The 21,908-nt window shown below is 70.2% G+C and carries 20 protein-coding genes; 4 read left to right on the forward strand and 16 right to left on the reverse strand.

The window, feature by feature from the left end; genetic code table 11:
* Positions 1-61: 61 nt before the first annotated feature.
* Genes ACZ63D_RS32980 through eccCa form a run of 3 tightly spaced genes read right to left on the reverse strand, consistent with a single transcriptional unit; the run spans position 62 to position 6,511 of the window.
* Complete coding sequence (locus tag ACZ63D_RS32980; protein WP_465358259.1) at positions 62-421, reverse strand: hypothetical protein; 360 nt, start codon at positions 419-421, stop codon at positions 62-64.
* Between the two features lie 14 nt (positions 422-435).
* Entirely contained in the window at positions 436-2,457 is a 2,022-nt protein-coding gene (locus tag ACZ63D_RS32985; RefSeq protein ID WP_465358260.1) for a type VII secretion-associated protein, read from the reverse strand.
* 40 nt (positions 2,458-2,497) lie between these two features.
* A complete protein-coding gene (gene eccCa, locus ACZ63D_RS32990; protein ID WP_465358261.1) occupies positions 2,498-6,511 on the reverse strand; it encodes a type VII secretion protein EccCa in 4,014 nt (1,337 codons plus the stop codon).
* 327 nt (positions 6,512-6,838) lie between these two features.
* On the opposite strand from eccCa, the gene eccD reads away from it, so the two are divergent.
* On the forward strand, positions 6,839-8,239 hold the full coding sequence (gene eccD, locus ACZ63D_RS32995) for a type VII secretion integral membrane protein EccD (protein WP_465358262.1): 1,401 nt from the start codon (positions 6,839-6,841) through the stop codon (positions 8,237-8,239).
* A gap of 8 nt (positions 8,240-8,247) precedes the next feature.
* The gene (locus ACZ63D_RS33000) at positions 8,248-9,903 is read left to right on the forward strand and encodes a S8 family serine peptidase (protein ID WP_465358263.1); all 1,656 of its coding nucleotides are present in this window, start codon (positions 8,248-8,250) and stop codon (positions 9,901-9,903) included.
* A 138-nt stretch (positions 9,904-10,041) separates the two neighbouring features.
* Here the strand turns inward: ACZ63D_RS33000 and ACZ63D_RS33005 are convergent, their stop codons facing one another.
* From ACZ63D_RS33005 to eccB, 3 genes are read right to left on the reverse strand one after another with little or no spacing between them, the layout of a single operon-like run.
* Complete coding sequence (locus ACZ63D_RS33005) at positions 10,042-11,070, reverse strand: WXG100 family type VII secretion target (protein WP_465358264.1); 1,029 nt, start codon at positions 11,068-11,070, stop codon at positions 10,042-10,044.
* Positions 11,067-11,417, reverse strand: coding sequence for a hypothetical protein (locus tag ACZ63D_RS33010; protein ID WP_465358265.1), 351 nt, complete (start codon positions 11,415-11,417; stop codon positions 11,067-11,069). The genes ACZ63D_RS33005 and ACZ63D_RS33010 overlap by 4 nt, the downstream gene beginning before the upstream one ends.
* A 49-nt stretch (positions 11,418-11,466) precedes the next feature.
* Positions 11,467-13,098 carry a type VII secretion protein EccB gene (eccB, locus tag ACZ63D_RS33015; protein WP_465358266.1) on the reverse strand — a complete coding sequence of 544 codons (1,632 nt, stop codon included), beginning with the start codon at positions 13,096-13,098 and terminating at the stop codon, positions 11,467-11,469.
* Between the two features lie 807 nt (positions 13,099-13,905).
* Between eccB and eccE the strand changes: the two genes are divergently transcribed.
* Together eccE and ACZ63D_RS33025 are read left to right on the forward strand one after the other, a co-directional pair.
* Entirely contained in the window at positions 13,906-15,138 is a 1,233-nt protein-coding gene (gene eccE, locus ACZ63D_RS33020) for a type VII secretion protein EccE (protein WP_465358267.1), read from the forward strand.
* Positions 15,139-15,220: 82 nt separating this feature from the next.
* Entirely contained in the window at positions 15,221-15,940 is a 720-nt protein-coding gene (locus tag ACZ63D_RS33025; protein ID WP_037816254.1) for a hypothetical protein, read from the forward strand.
* 78 nt (positions 15,941-16,018) lie between these two features.
* Here the strand turns inward: ACZ63D_RS33025 and truA are convergent, their stop codons facing one another.
* The 10 genes from truA to map form a co-directional block, all read right to left on the reverse strand.
* Positions 16,019-16,855 (reverse strand): tRNA pseudouridine(38-40) synthase TruA, encoded by an 837-nt coding sequence (gene truA / locus ACZ63D_RS33030; protein WP_465358268.1) that lies wholly within the window; start codon positions 16,853-16,855, stop codon positions 16,019-16,021.
* A gap of 72 nt (positions 16,856-16,927) precedes the next feature.
* Complete coding sequence (gene rplQ, locus ACZ63D_RS33035; RefSeq protein WP_465358269.1) at positions 16,928-17,473, reverse strand: 50S ribosomal protein L17; 546 nt, start codon at positions 17,471-17,473, stop codon at positions 16,928-16,930.
* Positions 17,474-17,515: 42 nt separating this feature from the next.
* Positions 17,516-18,589, reverse strand: coding sequence for a DNA-directed RNA polymerase subunit alpha (locus ACZ63D_RS33040; RefSeq protein WP_009072342.1), 1,074 nt, complete (start codon positions 18,587-18,589; stop codon positions 17,516-17,518).
* A 106-nt stretch (positions 18,590-18,695) separates the two neighbouring features.
* Positions 18,696-19,301 (reverse strand): 30S ribosomal protein S4, encoded by a 606-nt coding sequence (rpsD, locus tag ACZ63D_RS33045; protein WP_037368514.1) that lies wholly within the window; start codon positions 19,299-19,301, stop codon positions 18,696-18,698.
* A 23-nt stretch (positions 19,302-19,324) separates the two neighbouring features.
* A complete protein-coding gene (rpsK, locus tag ACZ63D_RS33050) occupies positions 19,325-19,729 on the reverse strand; it encodes a 30S ribosomal protein S11 (RefSeq protein WP_009072340.1) in 405 nt (134 codons plus the stop codon).
* An 18-nt stretch (positions 19,730-19,747) separates the two neighbouring features.
* Positions 19,748-19,933, reverse strand: coding sequence for a hypothetical protein (locus tag ACZ63D_RS33055; protein WP_009072338.1), 186 nt, complete (start codon positions 19,931-19,933; stop codon positions 19,748-19,750).
* Complete coding sequence (gene rpsM / locus ACZ63D_RS33060) at positions 19,930-20,310, reverse strand: 30S ribosomal protein S13 (RefSeq protein WP_009072337.1); 381 nt, start codon at positions 20,308-20,310, stop codon at positions 19,930-19,932. Before rpsM ends, ACZ63D_RS33055 begins: the two co-directional genes overlap by 4 nt.
* A 197-nt stretch (positions 20,311-20,507) precedes the next feature.
* Positions 20,508-20,621, reverse strand: coding sequence for a 50S ribosomal protein L36 (gene rpmJ / locus ACZ63D_RS33065; protein ID WP_004558882.1), 114 nt, complete (start codon positions 20,619-20,621; stop codon positions 20,508-20,510).
* Positions 20,622-20,658: 37 nt separating this feature from the next.
* Positions 20,659-20,880: a translation initiation factor IF-1 gene (gene infA / locus ACZ63D_RS33070; protein ID WP_004558881.1), complete on the reverse strand. Its 222-nt coding sequence runs from the start codon at positions 20,878-20,880 to the stop codon at positions 20,659-20,661.
* 236 nt (positions 20,881-21,116) lie between these two features.
* Positions 21,117-21,893: a type I methionyl aminopeptidase gene (map, locus tag ACZ63D_RS33075; protein ID WP_465358475.1), complete on the reverse strand. Its 777-nt coding sequence runs from the start codon at positions 21,891-21,893 to the stop codon at positions 21,117-21,119.
* Positions 21,894-21,908: the final 15 nt, after the last annotated feature.

Below are 21,908 nucleotides of genomic sequence, written 5' to 3' on the forward strand. Positions count from 1 at the left end.
CCCCGGAAAAACCTTGTCCACCAGGGTGGTTAGCACTCGCACAGCCGGTTCCCGGGAATTTTCAGGAGTCCCGGCTCATGATTCGCGACTGCGAAAAGTCCTCGTCCTCTTCACTCGTCCGGGTCTGTTCGGGCGAAATCTTGGGACGAACGGGAACCTGCTCGGACGCGGCGGGCTCGACGGGCATCGGCAAACCGCGGGCCGCGCGGAACCGGCGGGCGGCCCCGCGCAACGCGGACGGCGCGGGCTCCGCGGCTCCGGAAAGCCGCCGCCTGCCGAACTCTTTCAGCAATTCGCGGTTTTCACTGCGGTGCCGTTCGCTGCGCGCGAGCGCGGTGCCCGCGACGCGGCGCGAGAAGGTGACGGCGTCCTGTCCCGCTCGGGTGAATGCCGCCGGCGCGGATTCCGGTTCGGACGGCACAGGCGCTCGCTCCTTCAGCTGGTGATCTTCAACGTGCGCACCACTTGCTCGCACGCGGCGTCGACGCGCTGCTGTACCGCGGGCGATTGGTACTGGCAGCCGACGTGCACCCGGATCCGCCCTTGCACGAGCACATACCAGCGGACGGTAATCCGTTCCGGTTTGTTCTCGACGTAGCCGATCACGGTCCGGCCACCGTAAGTCAGATCGGGGCGGAACGCAGTGTAGTTCGCGTTTCCGTTGACCCCGGACCGCAAAGCGTCGACAAGTTTCTGCCGGTCGGCCGTCGCGTCGTAGTCCATGACGAACTCCTGCGCGAGCACGAGATCGTTGCCTTTGGCGGCGTCCTGCGGATGCAGGATCACCTGCCGGTCCGCGACCTCGTCGGTGGTCTGGATCCAGTCGCTCGGCGCGACGAGGCTGAAATCGTATTGGGAGAACGAACGCCCTTGTTTCGAGTCGTCCCCGCTGCTGACGAAGTACACGACTCCGCCCGCGACCAAGGCCACGACCGCCACCGCAGCGGTGATCAACCACAGCCGGCGGCGTTTCTTCGCCTTGCCGGAGCCTCCGGACGCTTCCGTTCCGGGAGCGGCGAACGCTCCGTTCCCGGAACCGTTCTGCCCCAACGCGTTCTTGCCCGGCCCCGTCCGCAATGGACTCCCGCCGACGGGAGCTATCGCACCGAACGACGCGCTCTGCGGTCCCCTGGCCGGATCGGCGGACGAAAACCCGCGCGGCGGCATCGGCTGCGCCGGAGCGTTCCGAAGCGGCGCGTTCGGCACCGGCGGCAGGCTCCGCCGGGTCGGCGCGTCCCCGCGGACGATCTCGGTGCGGTGCTCGGCTTGCCCCGGCATCGACGAACCGGGCAGCACCCCGGTGCGGTCCGGCTCCAGCAGCACCGCACGGAGCGCACCGCGCGCGACCACCGTCTCCGGCTGGTCCAGGCTCGTCGGCACCACGCCGGTGCGCTCGTGCACCAGCCGGGAGATCATCGGGATCCGGCTCGACCCGCCGACGAGGAAGATCGCCGCGAGCTGCTTCGGGCGCAGCCCCGAGTCGGCGATCGCGGCACTGGTCAGCTCGACCACCCGGCCGAGCGGAGCCGCGATCAGCCGTTCCAGGTCCGCCCGCGTCACGTGCGCGTCCGCGAACGGCGGCGGCAACGGGACATCGGTGTACGTGTGCCGCGACAACGTTTCTTTCGCGCCGCGGACGTCCTGCCGCAGCACCCGGCGCCGCCGGCGCTCAGCCAGCTCACGGCCCTCGACCAACTGCTGCCACGCCTGCGGATCCGTGCCGGACACCAGCGACCCGACGTGCTCCAGCAACGCCTGGTCGATGTCGGCTCCGCCGAAACTCGGATCGCCTCGCGTGGCCAGCACCTGGAACCCGCCCCGCTGCGGCGGCGCACCCGGCACTCGCGCCGCACGCGCGGTCTCCGGCGACCGCTGCACGACGCTGACATCGACGGTGCCGCCGCCGAGATCAAGCACCGCCAGCGCGTCGCCAGGACGGCCGGAGAACTCGACCGTCCGCCCGCCCGGCGAGGCCTCCGGGGCGAAGGTGGCCGCATGGTACACCGCCGCCGCCACCGGCTCCGGCACCAGCGCCACCTCGCGCGCCAACCGGCCCGCGGCCTGGCGCAGCAGCCGGGTGCGGATCGCGCCCCAGTCCGCCGGATGGGTCAGCACCAGCAGGTCGACCTCGGCCTCGCCCGCGACGCGCCGCGCCTCCGCGACCGCCCGGTCGAGCACCGCGTGCACGACGTCGATCACCCGCAGCACCGAATCGCCGAGCAGCAGATCGCCCTCGTCGATCCGCCGCTTCGGATTCGGCTCGTACCGCGACGGGTCGACGGCCGCCTGCCGTTCGGCCTCCTGGCCGACGAACAGGGTGCCGTCGGACGCCGCGTACACCGCCGAGGACATCAGCGGCTGGCCGTCGATCACCACGACCTGCGGCTCGCGGCCGTTGACCGACACGACGACGCAGGTGCTCGAGGTCCCGAAGTCGACCGCGACCCGCACCGTCACCGGGCACCCCTTCCGTCAACCGCGACGGCTCCCCGGTCGGTCAGTCGGGCTGGATCCACGACACCTGCACGAGCTGCTTCCCGTTCTTGCGGCTCAGCATGTTGCCCCGGCCCGGCGGCATGGCACTCGGCCGGATGTTGCCGATCAGCGCGCCCTCGTCGCGCGAACCGTTCATCACCATGCCGGTGGCCGCCAGCTCCTTGAGCTTGCCGATGATCGGGTCGTACGCGGCCCGCGACGCACCACCGGTGCGCCGGACCACGACCAAGTGCAGGCCGACGTCCTTCGCCTGGGCGAGGAACTCCGAAAGCGGCTTGAGCGGGTTGGTGGACTGCGTGGCCACCAGGTCGTAGTCGTCGACCAGGATGAACAGCTCCGGGCCGGTCCACCAGGACCGGGTTTTCAGCTGTTCCTGCGTGACGTCCGGACCCGGCAGCCGCCGCGTCATCGACCCGACCACGTCCTGGACCATGCTGTCCAGCTGCGCCGAGGACACGGCGTAGCCGAGCAGCGAATCGCCCTGGAGGAAGCCGAGCATCGTGCGCCGGTAGTCGACCAGCAGGACCACGGCCTCCTGCGGCGTGTAGCGCTCGGTGATCCCGCGCGCGATCTGCCGCAGCAGGTTGGTCTTGCCGGACTCGCCGTCGGCGAACGCGAAGAAGTGCGGGTCCGCGTCGAAGTCCAGGTAGATCGGCTGCAGGTCTTCCTCGTTGACGCCGATCGGGACCAGCTTCGTGTCCCGCTTCTGGTCGATCTGCAGGACCTCTTCGTAGGTGATCATCTCCGGCAGCAAGCGCACCTGCGGAGCCACCCGGCCGCGCCACGCCCCGCGGATCTTCGCGACCGCGTCCGCGACGCCCGCCGCGACCGTCTCCGGATCGCTCGACCCGTCGATCCGCGGCAGGCCGGTGAGCAGGTGCAGCTTGTCGCGGGTGAGCCCGCGGCCCGGCCGCCCGGCCGGGACGTTGACCGCGATCCGGCGGTCCATTTCGGACTCCGTCGGGTCACCGAGGCGCAGCTCGAACCGCGTGCCGAGCATGTCCTTGATGGCCGGCCGGAGGTCGGCCCACCGGTTGGCCGAGATGATCACGTGCACGCCGTAGGCCAGACCCTGCGTGGCCAGCCGCGTGATCGACGTCTCCAGCTCCTCGAAGTCGTCGCGCAGCGCCCGCCAGTTGTCCACGATCAGGAACGCGTCGCCGAACGGGTCCTGCTCCGGCGTGATCTCGCCGCGGCGCTTCCGGTTGCGGAACTCCGTCATCGAGTCGACGCCCAGCGCCCCGAACCGGCCTTCGCGCTCGGTCAGCAGCGTGGTCAGCTCGGCCACGATCCGGCGGGCCTTGTCCGGCTCGCGCCGGGCCACCGCGACTCCGCCGACGTGCGGGAGGTCCGCGAGGCCGGACAGCGTGCCGCCACCGAGGTCGAGACAGTAGAACTGCGCTTCCTCGGGCGTGTGGGTGAGCGCCATCGACATGATCAGCGTCCGGAGCATGGTCGACTTGCCCGACTGCGGACCGCCGGCGATGACGCCGTGGCCCTGCGCGCCGGAGAAGTCCGCCCACAGCAGGTCGCGCCGCTGCTCGTACGGCCGGTCGACGATGCCCATCGGCACCTGCAGCCTGCCGTTGCCGAAGAACCCGACCGGGGACAGCCCTCGGTCGTCGGTGGGGTTGAGGTTCGGCAGCATCGTGTCGAGCGAGTTCGGCTCGTTCAACGGCGGCAGCCACACCTCGTGCGCCGGCGGGCCCTGCCCGACCAGGCGGCTGACGATCACGTCCAGTTCGCTGGGTTCGACCGCCTCTTCGGACTCCTGCTGTTTCGGAGCCTCTTCCGCGACGACCGGCTCCGGCTCGGGTTCCTTCGGCAGTTCCACGAAGTCCGGCACGAACAGCTGCGGCCGCTTGTCCGCGCGCACCACCGTGGCCGCCGGTCCGGCCGCCTTGATGCCAGCCGGCCGGTACGGGCCCGAAACGTAGGAAGCCTTGAACCGCACCAGGGTCGAGGTGTCGTACTTCAAGTACCCGCCACCGGGGACCGACGGCAGCTCGAACGCGTCCGGCACGCCGATCGCCGCGCGGGACTCCGCCGCGGAGAACGTCTTCAAGCCGATCCGGTAGGACAGGTGCGAGTCGAGGCCGCGCAGCTTGCCCTCTTCCAGCCGTTGCGACGCGAGCAGCATGTGCATCTGCAGCGACCGGCCCAGCCGGCCGATGGCGACGAACAGGTCGATGAAGTCCGGCTTCGCCGCCAGCAGTTCGGAGAACTCGTCGCAGACGATGAACAGCGCGGGCAGCGGGTCGAGGTCGGCGCCGTTCTCCCGGGCCTTCTCGTACTCCCAGACGTTCTTGAAGTTGCCGCCGTTTTTCAGTGCTTCCTGGCGGCGGTTCATCTCGCCGGCCAGCGCGTCCTTCATGCGGTCGACCAGCGTGACCTCGTCCGCGAGGTTGGTGATGACCGCGGACACGTGCGGGGCCTTGTCCAGCCCGAGGAACGTCGCGCCGCCCTTGAAGTCGACGAGGACGAAGTTCAGCGTGCTCGACGAGTGCGTGGCCAGCATGCCCAGCACCAGCGTGCGGAGGAACTCCGACTTGCCGGAACCGGTCGCGCCGATGCACAGGCCGTGCGGGCCCATGCCCTCGGCCGCGGCCTCCTTGATGTCCAGCTCCACCGGCTGGCCGTACTCGCCGACGCCGAACGGGACGCGGTAGCGGTCGCGGATCGGCCGGGGCCGCCACGCCTGCTGGACGTCGAAGGTCATCGGGTCGCCCGGGATGCCGAGCAGTTCCAGCAGCGACGGGTTGGACAGCAGCGGCTCTTCCTCGCTGACGTCCGCTCCGCCGCCCCCGCCGACGCGGTACGGCGCGATGAGCCGGGCCAGCGCCTCGACCTCGACCACGCTGAGCTGGTCCGGACGGCCGAACCATTCGACCCCGCCCGCACTGCGCGCGCCGAGCCGCTCCTCCTCGACCACGAGCCGCAGGCCGCGCCGGGCGGCGAGGTTGCCGATCGAATCGGAAAGGTCGACCAGGGTGACGCCGACCAGGCCCTCTTCGAGGATGATCTGTTCCTCGCGGGTGACCTCGGCGTCGTCGATGATGATCACGACGTGCGGCTGGTCCGGCGCGGGCGTCGCGTTCCGGGAGAACCGCTGCCGGTCGCGCAGTTCCTCGTCCAGCCAGTCTTCGATCTGCTTGAGCGAGCCGGCCATCATGCGCAGCTGGCCGATGCCGTCCGACAGCGTCGGGTGCTGGGCGTGCGGGAGCCACTTCGCCCATTCCCATTCCTGCTTCGCCCGGCCCGCGGTGGCCACCGCGATCATGACGTCGTCGGGGCTGTGGAAGGCGACCAGCTGAGCCAGCATCGCGCGGGTCAGCGCGCGGGTGCGGTGGCGCTCGCCCTGCATGCTGACCGCCGCGAACCCGCGCAGGGTGATCTGGGTGGGCAGGTCCGGAACGATCGAATGCGCGCGCACGAACCGGCGCAGCGCGAGGGTGGCGATCGGCTCCAGTTCGTCCACCGGGCCGGTCTGGGGCGGGACCAGCCGGGTGGCGAGGCGGTGCGAGCTGCGGCCGACGCGCAGGTGCAGGAAGTCCTGGTCGTTCTGCCTGCGCTCCCACATCCGGCGGCTGGCCGCGAGCGACCACAGCGACTGCGGGTCCGGGTGCACCCATTCCAGTGCGGCGCGCTGGTCGACCATCGCCTCGCGGGCACGGTCGCGCATCTGGCCGAGGTACCGCAGGTAGTCCTTGCGGTCCTCGTCCATCTCGGCCTTCTTCTGGCCACCGCCCTTGCCGCCGCCTCCGGCGAGCATGCCGACGGTGCCCATCAGCATCATGCCGCTCATCATGATCGTGGTCGGGTTTTTCCCACCCGCCGTGAACATGAAGACCATCATCCCGAGCGACGCGAAGATCATCACGCCCGGAATCGCCTTGGCGACGATGTTTCCCGGGATCGTGCGGGGCACCTCGGGCGGCGGCTCGAGATGCACCTCGCCGCCGGGCGGGCGCGGCGCGGCCAGCCGCGGCGACTTCTTGAACTGCAGCGTGCTCATCGAAGGGACCCCTCTATTCCTGCTCGACGCCTGCACCCGGGTGCGCGGGACAACCTATCGAACGTCGCCCCGGAAATCCGGCCAACTCCAGGATCGGCATCTCCCAACCCCTCCCCGGGCCCCGGCGGGGCCCGTCCTCCCAGTGCGCCCGAGTGTAAGGACCGCCACCGACAGTTATCGGACCAGCCGGACGAACCCGCTGGTCGGTCTGGCCCAACCCGGCCTGTGCGGGTACTTTCGCCGATGATTTGCGGAGACGCGCTGAAACCTGTCACCAGGTTCGGTATAAGTTCCCCCGGGAGCTGACTCTTCAGAGCGGGGGATCTAGTGGCAACGGGCACGACGGTATTCAGCAGGGTCACGGTGGTCGCACCGACGACACGCATCGACGTCGCGCTTCCGGCCGACGTGGCGGTGGCCGACCTGCTGCCCATGCTTCTGGAGATGGCCAAGGAGGTCACTCCGGACGGCGGGGCCCGGCACGGCGGCTGGGCGCTGGCCAAGCTCGGCGACGCCCCGCTCGACCCGAGCCGGACGCTCGCGTCCCTCGGCGTGGTCGACGGCGAACTGCTGCAGCTGCGCAAGCGCAACGAGAACCCGCCGCCGCCGATGTACGACGACGTGGTCGACGCGATCGCGGAGGCCGACCCGGACTCTTTCCGCCCGTGGACGAAGGAAACCGCCCGCCGGTTCGGCCACGCCGCAGGCGGCCTCGCCCTGTTCTTCTCCGCGCTGGCCCTGTTTTTCAGCGGTTCCCTCTACGGCGGTTCCTCGCTCGGCCCGGCGATCGCCGGCGGTCTCGGCGCGATCGCCTGCGTCGCGGTCGGAGCCACGCTCGCCAAGGCGTACCAGGCCGAGGCCACCGGCGTGCTGATCGCCTCCGCGGGCGGCCTCCCGCTGGCGTTCGTGAGCGGCTTCTACATCGTGCCCGGGCTGTCGGTGCGGGCGAACCTGCTGCTCGGCGCGGTGCTGGTGCTGATCGTCTCGGCGGTCTGCATCCTCGTGGTCGGCACCGGCATCCGGGTCTTCATCGCCACCGCCACCGCGGGCGTGTTCGGCGCGCTCGCCTTCCTCGTCGCGACGCTCGTGACCACCGCGGACACCGCGTCGGTCGCGGCGGGCACGGTCGCCGTCGCGCTGGGCTGCATCTCCTTCCTGCCGCGCGCCACCATCTGGCTCGCCAAGCTGCCGCTGCCGTACGTGCCGAGCACCGCCGAGGAGCTCAAGGAAGACTCCGGCTTCCCCGACTACAAGGCGATCGAGCAGCGCACCGCGGTCGCGCACGACTACATGACCGGCCTGATGATCGGCTGCGGAGCCACCACGGCGGTCGCGGCGGTCCTCGCGGCCACCGCCCCGAACGTCTTCGGCATCATCCTCGGCGTCGTCGCCACGCTGGTTCTGCTGCTGCGCGCCCGTGCCTACGCCAACGGCGCGCAGGCCATCGCGCTGCTCACCACCGGCATGGTCGCCGCGGCGGGCATCCTGCTCGGCTGGCTGTTCTTCTCCGCCACCGCGGAGCAGCGGCTGCTGTACGTCTTCGGCGCGCTGATCCTGATCGCCGCGGGCGCTCTCGTGGTCGGCGTGGTCTTCCCGGACCAGCGCTTCTCGCCGCCGCTGCGGCGCACCGTGGAAATCATCGAGGCGATCTGCATCGCCGTGGTGCTTCCGCTCGCCCTCGGCGTGATGGACCTCTACTCGACGCTGCGCCACCTCAACCTCAAGTGAGCGCCGCGATGGGCTCCCGACGTTCCTTCCCCCGCAGGCTCGGCCTTCCGGGCCGGGCCGGGGTGGCGCTGTTCGCGGCCGGGCTCGGACTGGCCTCGCCGTTCGCCGTCGCTCCGGCGTCGGCGCAGACGGCGGACGCTCCCGCGGGCACCTGGGCGACTCCCCCGCCGCTGGGCCCCGGCGACGAGCCGCCCGCCGACAGCGGGCACTCGGACACCACGTACAAGAAGAAAAACGAGTGCGTGCAGCGCAGTCTCGGGCAGGACGTCAAGATCAACTTCCGCCCGTGGGGGCAGGACTACCTGCAGCTGGACAAAGCGCAGCAGATCGTCCGCGCGGCGACCGGATCGGTCGGTGGCGACCAGAAGGTGGCGGTGATCGACACCGGCGTCACGCCGCATCCGTGGTTCCAGGGCCGGGTGGAAAGCGGCGGAGACTACGTCGCCAACCCGGACAACGGCGCGGAGCCGGGCCTGCAGGACTGTGACGGCCACGGCACCGAGGTCGCCGGGATCATCGCGGGCAACCCGAAGGATCCGCAGGTCGGTTTCATCGGCGTGGCCCCGGACGCGCGCATCGTGTCCTACCGCCAGCTGAGCGAGAACTACGCCAAGGACGACAGCCCGCAGCAGCCCGCGAACCCGCCGTCCGGCGGGACCGGCCAGCCCCCCGCGGGCAGCCAGAGCCAGCAGCCCCCGGCGGGCAGCAGCAACAGCCAGCTGCCCCCGTCCTCGGGCGGCGGCACCGGCAGCGGAAGCGGCACGGCGCCCCAGCAGGACAACAAGGGCGACAACCGGCAGCTGCAGAAGGAAGGCACCGCGGGCACGCTGAACACGCTCGCGCAGATCATCCGCGGCATCGCCGACAAAGGCCAGGCCAGCGTGATCAACATGTCGGTCGACCACTGCCGCGCGGGCACCGCGCCCGGCGACATCCAGCGGGGCGAGCGCCAGGTCCAGGCCGCGGTGCACTACGCGGCCGAACGCAACATCGTGGTCGTCGCGGCCGCGGGCAACGTTTCGGAGAACTGCCCGCAGAACGACCAGGCCGACCCGAACAAGCCGAAGTCGATCGTCACGCCGCCGTGGTTCTCCGACGACGTGCTGTCCGTCGGGGCGATCCAGGATGACGGCGGCGTCGCGCCGTTCAGCGTGCACGGCCCGTGGGTCGGCGTCGCCGCGCCGGGCACCAAGATCGTGTCGCTCGACCCGGCGGAGCATTCGACCGGTCTCGCGAACTTGACGATCGCGAACGGCAACCCGTCGCCGATCCAGGGCACCAGCTTCGCCGCGCCGTACGTGGCGGGCGTCGCCGCGCTGGTCCGCTCGATGTACCCGAAGCTGAGCGCGCGCGACGTGGTCAAGCGGCTCAAGGCGACCGCGCAGCACCCGGCCGCTCCGGGCGGGCGCGACAACTTCGTCGGCTACGGCGTGATCGACCCGGTGGCCGCGCTCACCGCGAACCTTCCCGGCGACACCGGCAACCTGTCGCTGCCGAAACCGGTGGTGCAGGAGGCCAAACTGCCGCCAGCCGACGGCATCAGCTCGACCCCGATGATCGTCGCGCTCGCCGGAACCGGCGGCGGCGTCGCGGCGCTGCTGATCACGCTGTTCGTGGTGCACACGATCCGGCGGAACCGGTCCGGGTCGCCACCGGCGCGATAACTTCCGGCACCGAAAAGGGGCCGCTCACCGCGATTGTCGCGGAGGGCGGCCCCCTTTTTTGTTCAGTCTGTGCGCGAGACCCGTTTCCAGGCACGGAAAAGGCAGCCGCCGCGGAGATCGCGGCGGCGGCCTTCCTGGTCACTTCCCGGGTTTCGGCGGCTTCCCGTCCTTCTCCGGCCGCCGTGCGGGCGGGTCCTGCCCGATCACCGGCGGGGTCACCTGCGCGGGCTCGCCGAAGATCTCCGACGTCTTCGCCGCGGTGCGCTGCCTCGGCTTGTGCTGCGAACTGCCGCCGCCACCGCCACCACCGCCCATCCCGGCGAAGCCCATCATCGGCATCATCGACGTGCCCGAGCCCTGGTTCGCCGCCGCGGGCTGCGCGGCCGGGGCGATCGGCTCGGCGGGCGGAATTCCCGCTTGGCCTTGCTCCAGCCGAGGATCAGCGGCGGTTTCCTTGCCGTGATGGGAATCCTCCGCGGCGGACGGGCTCACCGAATCGTCCGAAGTGGACGCCGAAGAGGCCACTGTGGACTCTCTCGCGCTGGTTTCCGCCGGAGCGCTCGCGGGAGAGTCCGCGTCGTGCAATCGGAACTGCTGCGCCGGGTAGTGGTGCCGCAATTCGATGCTCGACGGGCTCCCGGCGGGTGCGTCGACCCCGGCGCACAACCGGCCGAACTCGCGCAGGACGTCCTCCGCGGCCTCGTGCAACGACTTCAACGACTGCTCGGTCTCCCGCAGCTGCGACCGCGCCCGGGAGGCGCCGCCGCTGGGCAGCATCGCCGATTCGGACAGCAAGTCCGCGGCGTCGACCAATACCTCTTCCGCCGCGCCAGCGATCTTGCGCAGCGATTCGGTGAGCTGGTCAATCGAGTCAGCGAGCGCGTCGAGCGCATCTTCCGCGCCTTCGCTCGCGGCGCGGATTTCACCTAGGTAGGCGACAAACGCGTCCGCGTCCGGGCCGGACCACGACGCGTCGATCCGGCCGAGATCCTCCGCGAGATCCGTCGACACCCTCGCCGCCGTGCGGGCCGCGCCGCGCAGGCTCTCGGCCTCCGCGTCCAGTTCCTCCCAGCGGCCGGTGAGCGGCCGGTAGTAAGTGGCGACCGGATCGGTCACGCCCAGCTCGCGGGCGAGTTCGGTCACATACGCCAAAGACGGCTCCGTCACGAGACCCTCCCGGCGCGCTCGATCCGCTCGGCCGCGTCGGCGTCCCGCTCGGTGTGCCCGGTGGTGAGCTGCTCCAGCGCCGCGGTGACCGACCGCAGTGCGGCCACCCCGGCGGTGAGCTGACCGCGCAATGCTTGCGAGGCCTGCGCATACGACTCCGGCACGCCCAGCCGCGCACCGACCTCGCCGTACGCCTCGGCGGTGGTCGCTCCCGCGCCCACCTCGCCTGCGGCGGTTTCCAGTTCGTCGGCCGCCCGCGCGACTTTCGCCGCGTAGCCGCCGACGACCGCGCCGTCGATCCGCACGGCGCTTGTTCCCGGACTGCTTCCCGGCGCTGCCACGTTCATCCCTCCGCTCACCCGGTGCGTGTCCGAGTGTGACGGACGGAACCCGCCGTCAGTTCCCGGCCGGTGGCTGCTGTCCGGCCGCCTGCGGTTTGTACGAGCCCGCGTTCGGGTCGATCGGCACCGAATCGAACTGCTTCATCACGTTCTGCACGTTCAGCGACGCCCCGGTCGGCAGCAGCCCGATGATCGATTCCGGCGCGGGCAGCCGGTTGTTCAAGCCCAGCTCTTCCGCGGTCGCCACGTCCGGCACGCCGTAGCGGATGCCGCGGTCGGAGATCAGCTGGATTGGGCCCTTGCCGAAGGTCTTGTCCGTTTCGGTGGCCGACTGCACCACCGCGCCGTATCCGGTCGGCATGTAGAAGCCGGTGATCGGCACGCCGTTCGGGCCGGTGTTGCTGACGCTGAGGATCTTCGAGGTGCCGTCGGCGTTCTTCTCCACCGGGATCTGCTTGTTGATGTAGACCGAGGTGTGCGCCTGGGTGCGGTCGGCGTTGAGCGACCAGCCGAGGCACGCCACCGGCGAGCCCTGCGTGGCGTCGAGGACGGTCGGGACGACCTTCGGGTAGTCGTCGACCCGCACGTAGCCGGGGTCGCCTTGCTGCAGCACCTTGACGTTGTTGATCTTGTCGAGGCCCAGCACCGGGGTGGTGGCCGTGCCGCCGCTCTTCGCCGTGCGGACGATGTCCGCGACCGCGGGCGACACCTTCTGGATGCCGTTCTTCGCGATGAGCCAGTACTCCTGCGCCCCGCCGGTCGGCTGGGTCGAGAAGACGTTGCCGACGGTCAGGCCGTCGAAGCTGCTCGACGGCGTCGTGTTGTCGCCGTCCACCAGCGGCGGGGTCAGCTTGGTGACCTCCGGGATCGCGTTCAGGAAGGCCTGCGACACCTTGCGCGCCTTCGTCGGCAGATGCAGCGCGGACCGCACCGGGTCGCTGGAGCCGGACGGCACCTCGGCGCGCACGGTGTTCGCGTTCGGCCGGCTCTGCGTCGCGGGAAGCCGGTAGATGAGATAGGTCTTGCCGTTGCCCGCGTCGCCGAGCAGCGCCTGGTTTTCCTGCAGCTCGCCGCCGAGCTTGTCGATGCCGGCGATCACGTCGGTATTGGTCTTGTTCACCGAGTCCGGCTGCGGCAGCGACGGGTCGAGCAGCACTTCGTCGCACACTGCCCAGTTAGGGGAAATCCGCTGATCCGCGGACGGGATCAGCTGCGGGCCGTCCGGAATGCCGGTCAGCTTCTCGCGCGGCATGTTCTTCAACTGTTCATCCGAGACGACAGTCGGGTTCTTCACCTCCGCCGCCTGCTGCTGGCCGCCTTGACCGCCCTGCTGCCCCTGGCCGCCCTGCTGCTTCTGCGCCATGAGGATCAGCCGCGCGGACGCGAGGTTGAACGTCGGGATCAGCCGCGCCGGATTCCCGGTGACGACATACACGGTGCCGGACTGCTCGCCGATCACGATGTTGTCCGACGACGGCACCGAGGGCGCGGGGCTCAACAGGCCCCACAGCACGAAAACGACGGCGCCCAGCACGCCGAGGATCACGCCGACCGCGGTCGCGCGCCCGTGGGAGCGCATCGGGTCGTGCAACATCACCGCGTCGCGGCGGACCAGCGCGGACTGCATCCGGCGCAGGACGAACTTGTATGCCTGAACCTGAGACTTAGTCGTGGGTGTTGATGGCATTCTCGACCTACAGTCCTCCCCGTCGCGGTACGGTTCCGCAGGATAGCCGTACGGGGACCGTCTGGTGTGGGGTTTCTACCAACTCCGGTTAGGGTCAGGCATCCCGGGACCGGCTTTCCGGGTACGCAGCACTCACGAGGGGAAGAGAACGCGCGGATGTCCGTCAGCACGCCTCCACGTCCGCCTGGTCCACAGGGGCCGCCACCGCCTCCCGGGGGACGTCCCCCGGGTCCGCCGCAGCGGCCCGGCAGAACCGGCGGACCCGGCGCGGCTCCCGGCGGACCCGGCATGCCCCCTCGCACTCCCGCCCCCGGCGGCCCGGGTGGTCCCGGTGGACCTGGCGGTCCCGGGCGACCCGGCGGGCCGGTCACTCCCGGACCCGGCGTTCCCAAGCCCGGCGGACCCGGCCTTCCTGGCGCTCCTGGGCCTGGCGGGCCTGGCGGACCGAAGCCGGGTGGGCCCGGCGGACCCAAGCCCGGCGGACCTGGTGGGCCTGGCGGCCCGGGAGGTCCGGGTGGCCCTGGCGGACCTGTCGTTCCTACCGGCCCGCGAACCGGACGTCCTGGCGGCGGCGGGCCTAACGGTCCGCGTCCTGGCGGCCCGGGCGGCCCCGGAGGTCCGGGCGGACCTGGCGGTGGCGGTCCCGGAGGCCCCGGCGGGCCTGGCGGCGGAGGCCCTGGTGGCCCGGGAGGTCCCGGCGGCGGTGGCCCCGGCGGACCTGGTGGACCTGGCGGCCCGAACAGCGGCGGCAGCCCCGAAAGCAGCGAACCCGCACCGACCGGCGGCGGCACCGCGACCGCGCTCCGGATGGCCCCGCCCTCGCGGAAGCGTTCCGGCGGCATCTCGCTCGGCCCGCTGCCGGTGGTCAACCTCGTCGTGCTGGAAGTCGGCGTCGCGATCGGGCTCGTGCTGCTCGCGATCAACATGCAGCTCAAGTACGTCGCGATCGGCGTCGCCGCGCTCGGCTTGATCCTCGCGTTCCTGCGCGTGGGCGGCCGCTGGTTCACCCAGTGGCTCTCGCTGACGCTGCGGTACCGGTTCCGCTCGCACGGCCGCGTGGCGACCCCTCCGCCGCCGACCAGCATCGAGGAACTCGCCGAGGAAAGCGCCGTTACCGGCCCGGAGGACGCGCGCGTCAGCCTGCTGCGGCTGGCTGTCCCGGACCTCGTGGTGGCGCACGCCGTCGACCACGAACGCCAGGAAGTCGGCATCGCCTGGAACGACGGCACCTGGACCGCGGTCCTGCTCGTCGAGCCGATGCCCGCGATGATCTCCCAAGCCGGCGGCGCGCCCAGCCTTCCGCTGTCCGCGCTCGCGCCGTGCCTGGAAGACCGCGGCGTGCTGCTGGACTCCATCCAGATGATCTGGCACAGCTACCCGGGTTCGGCCGCGATGCCCGCGGACGCCCCGGCGCTCAGTTCTTATCTCGAGGTGCTCGGCCCGCTGCCCGCGGCCGCCCGGCGGACCACGTGGATCGCGGTCCGGCTGGACCCGCGCCGCTGCCCGGAGGCGATCCGGGAACGCGGCGGCGGCGTCGTCGGCGCGCACCGCGCGATGATCGGCGCGCTGTCGCGGGTGCGCAACGCATTGGAGTCCCAGGGCGTGCCGACCCGGCCGCTGGACCCGGACGAGCTGCTGCGCGCCAGCATCTCGGCGGCCGAGCTCACCGCGGTCGCCGGTTCGAACGAAAAGGTCAGCCTGCAGGAGAGCTGGACCGGCGTCACCGCGGCCGGCATCGGGCACTCCAGCTACGCGATCACCGGCTGGCCCAAGGGCAAGATCAGCGGCAGCCTCAACGGGCTCACCAGCGTGCGCGCGCTGTCCGCGACGGTCGCCATGGCGATCTCGCCCTCAGCCGACGAGGGCCGCATCGGCCTGCGCGGCGTGGTGCGGCTCAGCGCCCGCAACCCGCGCGAGCTGGACGCCGCCGACCAGCGGCTGCAGAGCATCGCGGAGCGGCTGGACGTCGACCTGACCCCGATGAAGGGCATGCAGATCTCGGCGTTCTCCGCGACGCTGCCAATCGGAGGCACAGCATGAGCGCGGCTTGCCAGCGAATCATCGTTATTCATGCCGTCGCCTCCCCGGCGACTAGCGTGAAACTCCTCAAGGAGGCGGCGGCATGAGCACCCGAGTTCGGGATGCTGGACAGAACCCCGGCATCGCCCCGGAGTTCACCGTCGATCCGGCCATGCTCGACGCGATCAGCCCGTCCGGCGACCGCGGTGGCGTCGTCCTCGGCTCCGGCCTCAAGGGCGAACCGCTGACCGTCTCCGCGCTGCGCTCGCAGCCGACCCGAATCGTGCTCGTCGGCGGGCTCTACCTGGCCCGCCAGGTCGCGATGCGCGCCATGGCGACGGGTGCGTGGGTGGTCGTGGCCACCGGACGCCCCGCAGCGTGGCAGGTGCTGCAGCAGGCGGCCGGAAGCCGCGACGGACGCCCGTCGCCGCTAGTGCAGATCCGCCGGCTTTCGCCGGTCGAGCTGCCGCGCCCGTCCGAGGACGCCCCACTGCTCGTGGTGACCGACGGCGGGCCGACCCCGCAGGACCTGTTCCCGCCCCGTTCGCCGTGGCAGACCACGGTGTACGTGCTGCCGTACCTGCACCCGCAGGCCGGAACCACGGCGAACGCCGCGGATCTGGTCCTGATGCAGCGGCTCCCCGCCGGACAGGCTGAGCTGGCGGCCCGGATCTGGCGGTTGCCGCCGCAGATGATGCGCCAGCTGACCACGTTGAAGGACGACCAGGTCGTGGCGCTGGGGACGAACCTGTGGCGTCCGCTGCGGTTGGTCACGACGCAGAAGGAACAGCAGCTTCTCGGGCCGGTTCGCCGGGGCGACTGAGCTTTCGCTGGGCGAATAGTCCGTGAGGGCCTCCTTGAGGGAATCCGATTCCCTCAAGGAGGCCCTCATTGCTCTCCCCTAAAGCTCGGTCGACGACCGCACGTTCCGAGTCTGTTCCGCCCGCGCGGCCAGCAACTCATCCGGCGGGTAATCCACCGCCGTCAACGTCAATCCGTGCGCCGGGGCGACCGCGCTGTCGCGCGTCCCGCTCGCCAAAACCTCGCCGGGCCACCCGGTTCCGCGCCGCCCGTCCCCCACGAGCAGCAAGACTCCGACCAGGCTGCGGACCATCGAATGGCAGAACGCGTCCGCGCTTACCTGGACTTCCAGCAGATGCTCGTCGATCCGAGTCCACTCCAGCCGTTGCAGCTCGCGGATCGTCGTGCCGCCCTCGCGCTGTTTGCAGTACGCCGCGAAATCCTGCAGGCCCAACAACTCCTGGGCGGCAGCGTTCATCCGCTCTGTCGACAGTGGACGCCCCCAAGCCAAAGTGTCGTGGCGGCGCAAGGGATCGACGCCCCACGGAGCATCTGAGACGCGGTACCGGTAATGCCGCCGGATGGCTGAGAACCGCGCGTCGAACCCGGCCGGAGCCACGCGTGCCTGGAGGACCCGGGCGTCGGCGGGGAGAAGTTTGTTCCAGCGGCCGCGCATGCGCGTCAGGTCCGGGATTCCCAGCGAGTCCACCGGAATCCGGCCCGGCGCACCCGGCGCGAATGGGACGACGTCGACGTGCACGACCTGACCGGTCGCGTGCACCCCGGCGTCCGTGCGGCCCGCGACGACCACGGACTTCGGCACCGACTCTCCCGGCGGCTGGCGGTGCAACGCCTGCTCCAGTTCCGCCTGCACGGTGCGGCGGCCGGGCTGGCGGGCCCAGCCGGAGAAGTCCGTGCCGTCGTAGCTCACGTCCAAGCGCAGACGAACGAGCCCGCCCTCCCCGTGGGGAGCGGCGGGCTCGTCCGATGCAGACAGTGCCGGCAGGACTCAGTCCTTCTTGGCGTCGGCGTCGCTCTCGGAGGCAGCGGCCTCGTCAGCGGCCGGAGCCTCTTCGGCAGCCGGGGCCTCTTCGGTCGCGGCGGGAGCCTCAGCGGCTTCCTCGGAGACCGGAGCGGCGGCGACCTCGTCCTTGGCGAACTTGGTCTTGCGGGCCCGCTCGGCCTCGGACGTCACGGTCTTCTCCGCGACCAGTTCGATGACGGCCATGGCGGCGTTGTCGCCCTTGCGCGGCATCGTCTTGGTGATGCGGGTGTAACCGCCGGCACGCTCCGCGAAGTGCGGGCCGATCTCGGCGAACAGCTTGTGCACGACGTCCTTGTCCCGGACGACCTTCTGCACCAGGCGACGGTTGTGCAGGTCGCCCCGCTTCGCCTTGGTGATCAGCTTCTCAGCCAGCGGGCGGACCCGCTTGGCCTTCGCCTCGGTCGTCGTGATCTTGCCGTGCTCGAACAGCTGAGTGGCCAGGTTGGCCAGGATCAGCCGCTCGTGCGCGGCGGACCCGCCGAGCCGGGCTCCCTTGGTAGGGGTGGGCATGACTTTCTCCTAGTTCAGCTCACAGCGTCCGGGCACGAGGCCTCAGAGCTGCTCGGTCTCTGCGTAGTCCTGGCCATCGTCGTGGCCGTCGTCCGAAATCCCGCCGCCGATGCCGGCGACCCCTTCCGACCAGCCTTCGCCGTCGTAGCTGGTGGCAGCCGCGGACGGGTCGAACCCGGGCGGGCTGTCCTTCAGCGCGAGGCCGAGGCCGACGAGCTTGAGCTTGACCTCGTCGATCGACTTGGCGCCGAAGTTGCGGATGTCGAGAAGGTCCGCCTCGCTGCGCGAGACCAGCTCGCCAACGGTGTGGATGCCTTCGCGCTTGAGGCAGTTGTACGACCGGACGGTGAGGTCCAGGTCCTCGATCGGCATCGCGTAGGCGGCGATGGTGTCCGCCTCCTGCGGCGACGGGCCGATCTCGATGCCCTCGGCGTCGACGTTCAGCTCGCGAGCGAGACCGAACAGCTCCACCAGCGTCTTGCCCGCCGAGGCCACCGCGTCGCGCGCGGTGATCGACGGCTTGGTCTCGACGTCCAGGATCAGCTTGTCGAAGTCGGTGCGCTGCTCGACACGGGTGGCCTCGACCTTGTAGGTCACCTTGAGCACCGGCGAGTAGATCGAGTCGACCGGGATCCGGCCGATCTCCGCGCCCGCCTGCTTGTTCTGCAGGGCCGGAACGTAACCGCGGCCGCGCTCGACGACGAGCTCGATCTCGAGCTTGCCCTTGCCGTTCAGCGACGCGATGTGCAGATCCGGGTTGTGCACGGTGACGCCCGCGGGCGGCACGATGTCGGCAGCCGTGACCTCACCCGGGCCCTGCTTGCGCAGGTACATGGTGACCGGCTCGTCCTCTTCCGAGGACACCACGAGCTCCTTGAGGTTCAGGATGATGTCGGTGACGTCTTCCTTCACCCCGGGAACGGTGGTGAATTCGTGCAGCACGCCGTCGATGCGGATGCTCGTCACGGCCGCGCCCGGGATGGACGACAGCAGCGTGCGCCGCAGCGAGTTGCCGAGCGTGTAGCCGAAGCCGGGCTCCAGCGGTTCGATGGTGAACCGGGAGCGGGTCTCGTTGACCGTCTCTTCGCCAAGAGCCGGCCGCTGGGAAATCAGCATTCCTTAGTTTCCTTTCCAGACGACGCCCGCCATATGACGTCGAAGGGATGGCGTGACGGCGGCGCACTCCGGGCGCCGCCGCCCCGTAACCAGTCGCAGAGACCGGTTACTTCGAGTAAAGCTCGACGATCAGCTGTTCCTGAACCGGAACGTCGATCTGCGCGCGCTCCGGCAGCTGGTGGACCAGCACGCGGAGGTTCGACGGGACGACCTGCAGCCACGCCGGAACCGGACGCTCGCCGAAGGACTCCTTGGCCGCGACGAAGGGCAGCATGCCCATCGACTTCGGCCGCACGTCGATGATGTCCCACTTGGTGACCTGGTAGGACGGCACGTTGACCTTGACGCCGTTGACCAGGAAGTGGCCGTGGCTCACCAGCTGCCGCGCCTGACGGCGGGTGCGGGCGATGCCGGCGCGGTAGATCACGTTGTCCAGCCGGGACTCGAGGATCTGCAGCAGGTTCTCACCGGTCTTGCCCGGACGCCGCACGGCTTCCTTGTAGTACCGGACGAACTGGCGCTCGAGAACGCCGTAGGTGTAGCGAGCCTTCTGCTTCTCCTGCGACTGCAGGAGGTACTCGGACTCCTTGATGCGCCCGCGGCCGTGCTGGCCCGGCGGGTAGGGGCGACGTTCGAACGCCTGGTCGCCGCCGATGAGGTCAACCTTGAGGCGACGCGAAATACGCGTCGCGGGGCCGGTGTAACGAGCCATTTCTTAGTACTCCTCCCCGTTCCTCAGACCCGGCGCCGCTTGGGCGGGCGGCAGCCGTTGTGAGGCTGCGGGGTCACGTCCTGGATGGTGCCGACCTCGAGGCCGGCCGCCTGCAGCGAGCGGATCGCCGTCTCGCGGCCCGAACCCGGGCCCTTCACGAAAACGTCGACCTTCTTCATGCCGTGTTCCGCGGCCTTGCGGGCGGCGTTCTCGGCGGCCATCTGCGCGGCGAACGGAGTCGACTTGCGCGAGCCCTTGAAGCCCACATGGCCGCTCGAGGCCCACGCGATCACGGCGCCGGTCGGGTCCGTGATGGAGACGATGGTGTTGTTGAAGGTGCTCTTGATGTGCGCGTGACCGTGCGCGACATTCTTCTTTTCCTTGCGGCGGACCTTCTTGGCCCCCGCAGTGCGGCTCTTGGGTGGCATTGTCTGAGGGATCTCCTGTTAACGCGCGTTCTCTTGGTGAGCGGCGACGGCTTCCTGCTGCCCGCGGCGGATGATGGATCCGGCGTCGGTGTAGAGGTTCCGCAGCGCCATCGGGCGGGCGTAGAGCGCCTTGGGCGAGACACAAGCCGTGGAACGACGGACGGAACCGCCCATGCGAACGACCTTCTTGCCCTGGGTGCTCACTTCTTGCCAGCCTTCTTCTTGCCGGCGACCGTCTTCTTCGGGCCCTTGCGGGTGCGGGCGTTGGTCTTGGTGCGCTGACCGCGCACCGGCAGACCACGACGCCAGCGCAGACCCTGGTAGGTCCCGATCTCGATCTTGCGCCGGATGTCGGCGTTCACCTCACGGCGAAGGTCACCCTCGACCTTGAAGTTTTCGTCGATGTAGTCCTTCAGCTTGACGAGATCCTCGTCGCTGAGGTCCTTGACGCGGGTGTCGGCGTTCAGCTCGGCAGCAGCGATCATCTGCTTCGAGCGGGTACGGCCGATCCCGTAGATGTAGGTCAGCGCGATCTCCAACCGCTTCTCGCGGGGGAGGTCGACGCCAGCGAGTCGTGCCACTGGTGCTCCTTTTTCGAGTTGTCTTCAGGTCTGCTCCCCGTCCGGTTCCGGAACCGACTCGCCTGTCGTGCCCGTGGCTTGCGCCGCGGGTGTCCCGGCCCCGGCCTGAAGTCCGGGGGTGCGCCGGGCCGCTCGCGCGGCCCGGCAGGTACGGGGAGGGTGGGTTAGCCGTCAAGCGGCCTGCTGCAGTGCGGTTCTCAGCCCTGACGCTGCTTGTGACGCAGGTTCTCGCAGATCACCATGATCCGGCCGTGACGGCGGATCACCTTGCACTTGTCGCAGATCTTCTTGACGCTCGGCTGGACCTTCACGTCTTCCTGCTTCCTGCTCTGCTCGGCTCTGGCGTGATCACTTGTAGCGGTAGACGATGCGACCACGGGAGAGGTCGTAGGGCGACAGCTCCACGACAACCCTGTCTTCGGGCAGGATGCGGATGTAGTGCTGCCGCATCTTGCCGCTGATGTGTGCCAGGACCTTGTGGCCGTTCTCCAACTCGACGCGGAACATCGCGTTGGGGAGCGGCTCGACCACGCGGCCTTCGACCTCGATGGCCCCGTCTTTCTTAGCCATGTCCTCCGCAATCCCTGAGCACGCTCGATGTGCACAGCGTGATCGGTTTTGAGCTCGAGTCCTTGCTTACTGGGTGGTGCTCGGCCACACTCGGCCCCGGGTCCACGTGGTTCGCGAGAATTCACGAGCATGCTGGAACCGGCGCATGAGCGCGCCGACTTGACAGTGTACGCAACCCGTGCAGTGCCCCGTCGACCGGGGTGTAAGTAGACCCGTGTGAGTGGCGGCCGGGCCGCTCAGGACTCTTCGGGCAGGGTGAGCACCCAGGGACCGTCCTCGGTGATGGCGACGGTGTGTTCCCAGTGCGCGGCGCGCGAACCGTCGATGGTGACGACCGTCCAGCCGTCTTCCAGTTCGAGGGTTTCGCCGCTGCCGCCGGTCAGCATGGGTTCGACCGCGAGCGCCATGCCGGGCTTGAGCCGCGGGCCCTTGCCGGGTTTGCCGACGTTCGGCAGGAACGGCTCCATGTGCATCTGTCGGCCGATGCCGTGGCCGCCGTACTCGAGGATCTCGCCGTACTCGCGGCCGTCGTCCTCGCCCGCCTGGCGGGCGGCGGTCTGCACGGCGAACGAGATGTCGGTGAGCCGCGATCCGGCGCGGACGGCTTCGATGCCCGCCCACATGGCGCGCTTGGTCGCCTCGGACAACTGCCGGTCCTTTTCGCTGACCTCGCCGATCTCCAGGGTCACCGCGGAGTCGCCGTGCCAGCCGTCGAGGATCGCGCCGCAGTCGACCGAGATCAGGTCGCCGTCGGCGAGCACCTGCTTGTCCGACGGGATGCCGTGCACGATCTGCTCGTTCACCGACGCGCAGATGGACGCCGGGAACCCGTGGTAGCCCTTGAACGAGGGCACCGCGCCGGCGTCGCGGATGGTCTGCTCGGCCAGCTGGTCCAGTTCGGCCGTGCTGACTCCGGGCCGCGCGAGTTCGCGCACGGCGGCCAGGGTGCGGGCGACGACGAGACCGGCCGCCCGCATCGCCTCCAGCTCGCCGCGCGTCTTGATCTCGATCATGCGCCCGCGGCGGAG

Source organism: Amycolatopsis sp. NPDC104775, from assembly GCF_055583325.1.

What these genes read in the sequence shown, in the direction of transcription:
- eccCa (WP_465358261.1), bottom strand. Translation starts at nt 6,511, where the DNA reads ATGAGCACGCTGCAGTTCAAGAAGTCGCCGCGGCTGGCCGCGCCGCGC.
- ACZ63D_RS33000 (WP_465358263.1), top strand. Translation starts at nt 8,248, where the DNA reads ATGGGCTCCCGACGTTCCTTCCCCCGCAGGCTCGGCCTTCCGGGCCGG.
- ACZ63D_RS33010 (WP_465358265.1), bottom strand. Translation starts at nt 11,417, where the DNA reads ATGAACGTGGCAGCGCCGGGAAGCAGTCCGGGAACAAGCGCCGTGCGG.
- eccB (WP_465358266.1), bottom strand. Translation starts at nt 13,098, where the DNA reads ATGCCATCAACACCCACGACTAAGTCTCAGGTTCAGGCATACAAGTTC.
- eccE (WP_465358267.1), top strand. Translation starts at nt 13,906, where the DNA reads ATGGCCCCGCCCTCGCGGAAGCGTTCCGGCGGCATCTCGCTCGGCCCG.
- ACZ63D_RS33025 (WP_037816254.1), top strand. Translation starts at nt 15,221, where the DNA reads ATGAGCACCCGAGTTCGGGATGCTGGACAGAACCCCGGCATCGCCCCG.
- rplQ (WP_465358269.1), bottom strand. Translation starts at nt 17,473, where the DNA reads ATGCCCACCCCTACCAAGGGAGCCCGGCTCGGCGGGTCCGCCGCGCAC.
- ACZ63D_RS33040 (WP_009072342.1), bottom strand. Translation starts at nt 18,589, where the DNA reads ATGCTGATTTCCCAGCGGCCGGCTCTTGGCGAAGAGACGGTCAACGAG.
- rpsD (WP_037368514.1), bottom strand. Translation starts at nt 19,301, where the DNA reads ATGGCTCGTTACACCGGCCCCGCGACGCGTATTTCGCGTCGCCTCAAG.
- rpsK (WP_009072340.1), bottom strand. Translation starts at nt 19,729, where the DNA reads ATGCCACCCAAGAGCCGCACTGCGGGGGCCAAGAAGGTCCGCCGCAAG.
- infA (WP_004558881.1), bottom strand. Translation starts at nt 20,880, where the DNA reads ATGGCTAAGAAAGACGGGGCCATCGAGGTCGAAGGCCGCGTGGTCGAG.
- map (WP_465358475.1), bottom strand. Translation starts at nt 21,893, where the DNA reads ATGATCGAGATCAAGACGCGCGGCGAGCTGGAGGCGATGCGGGCGGCC.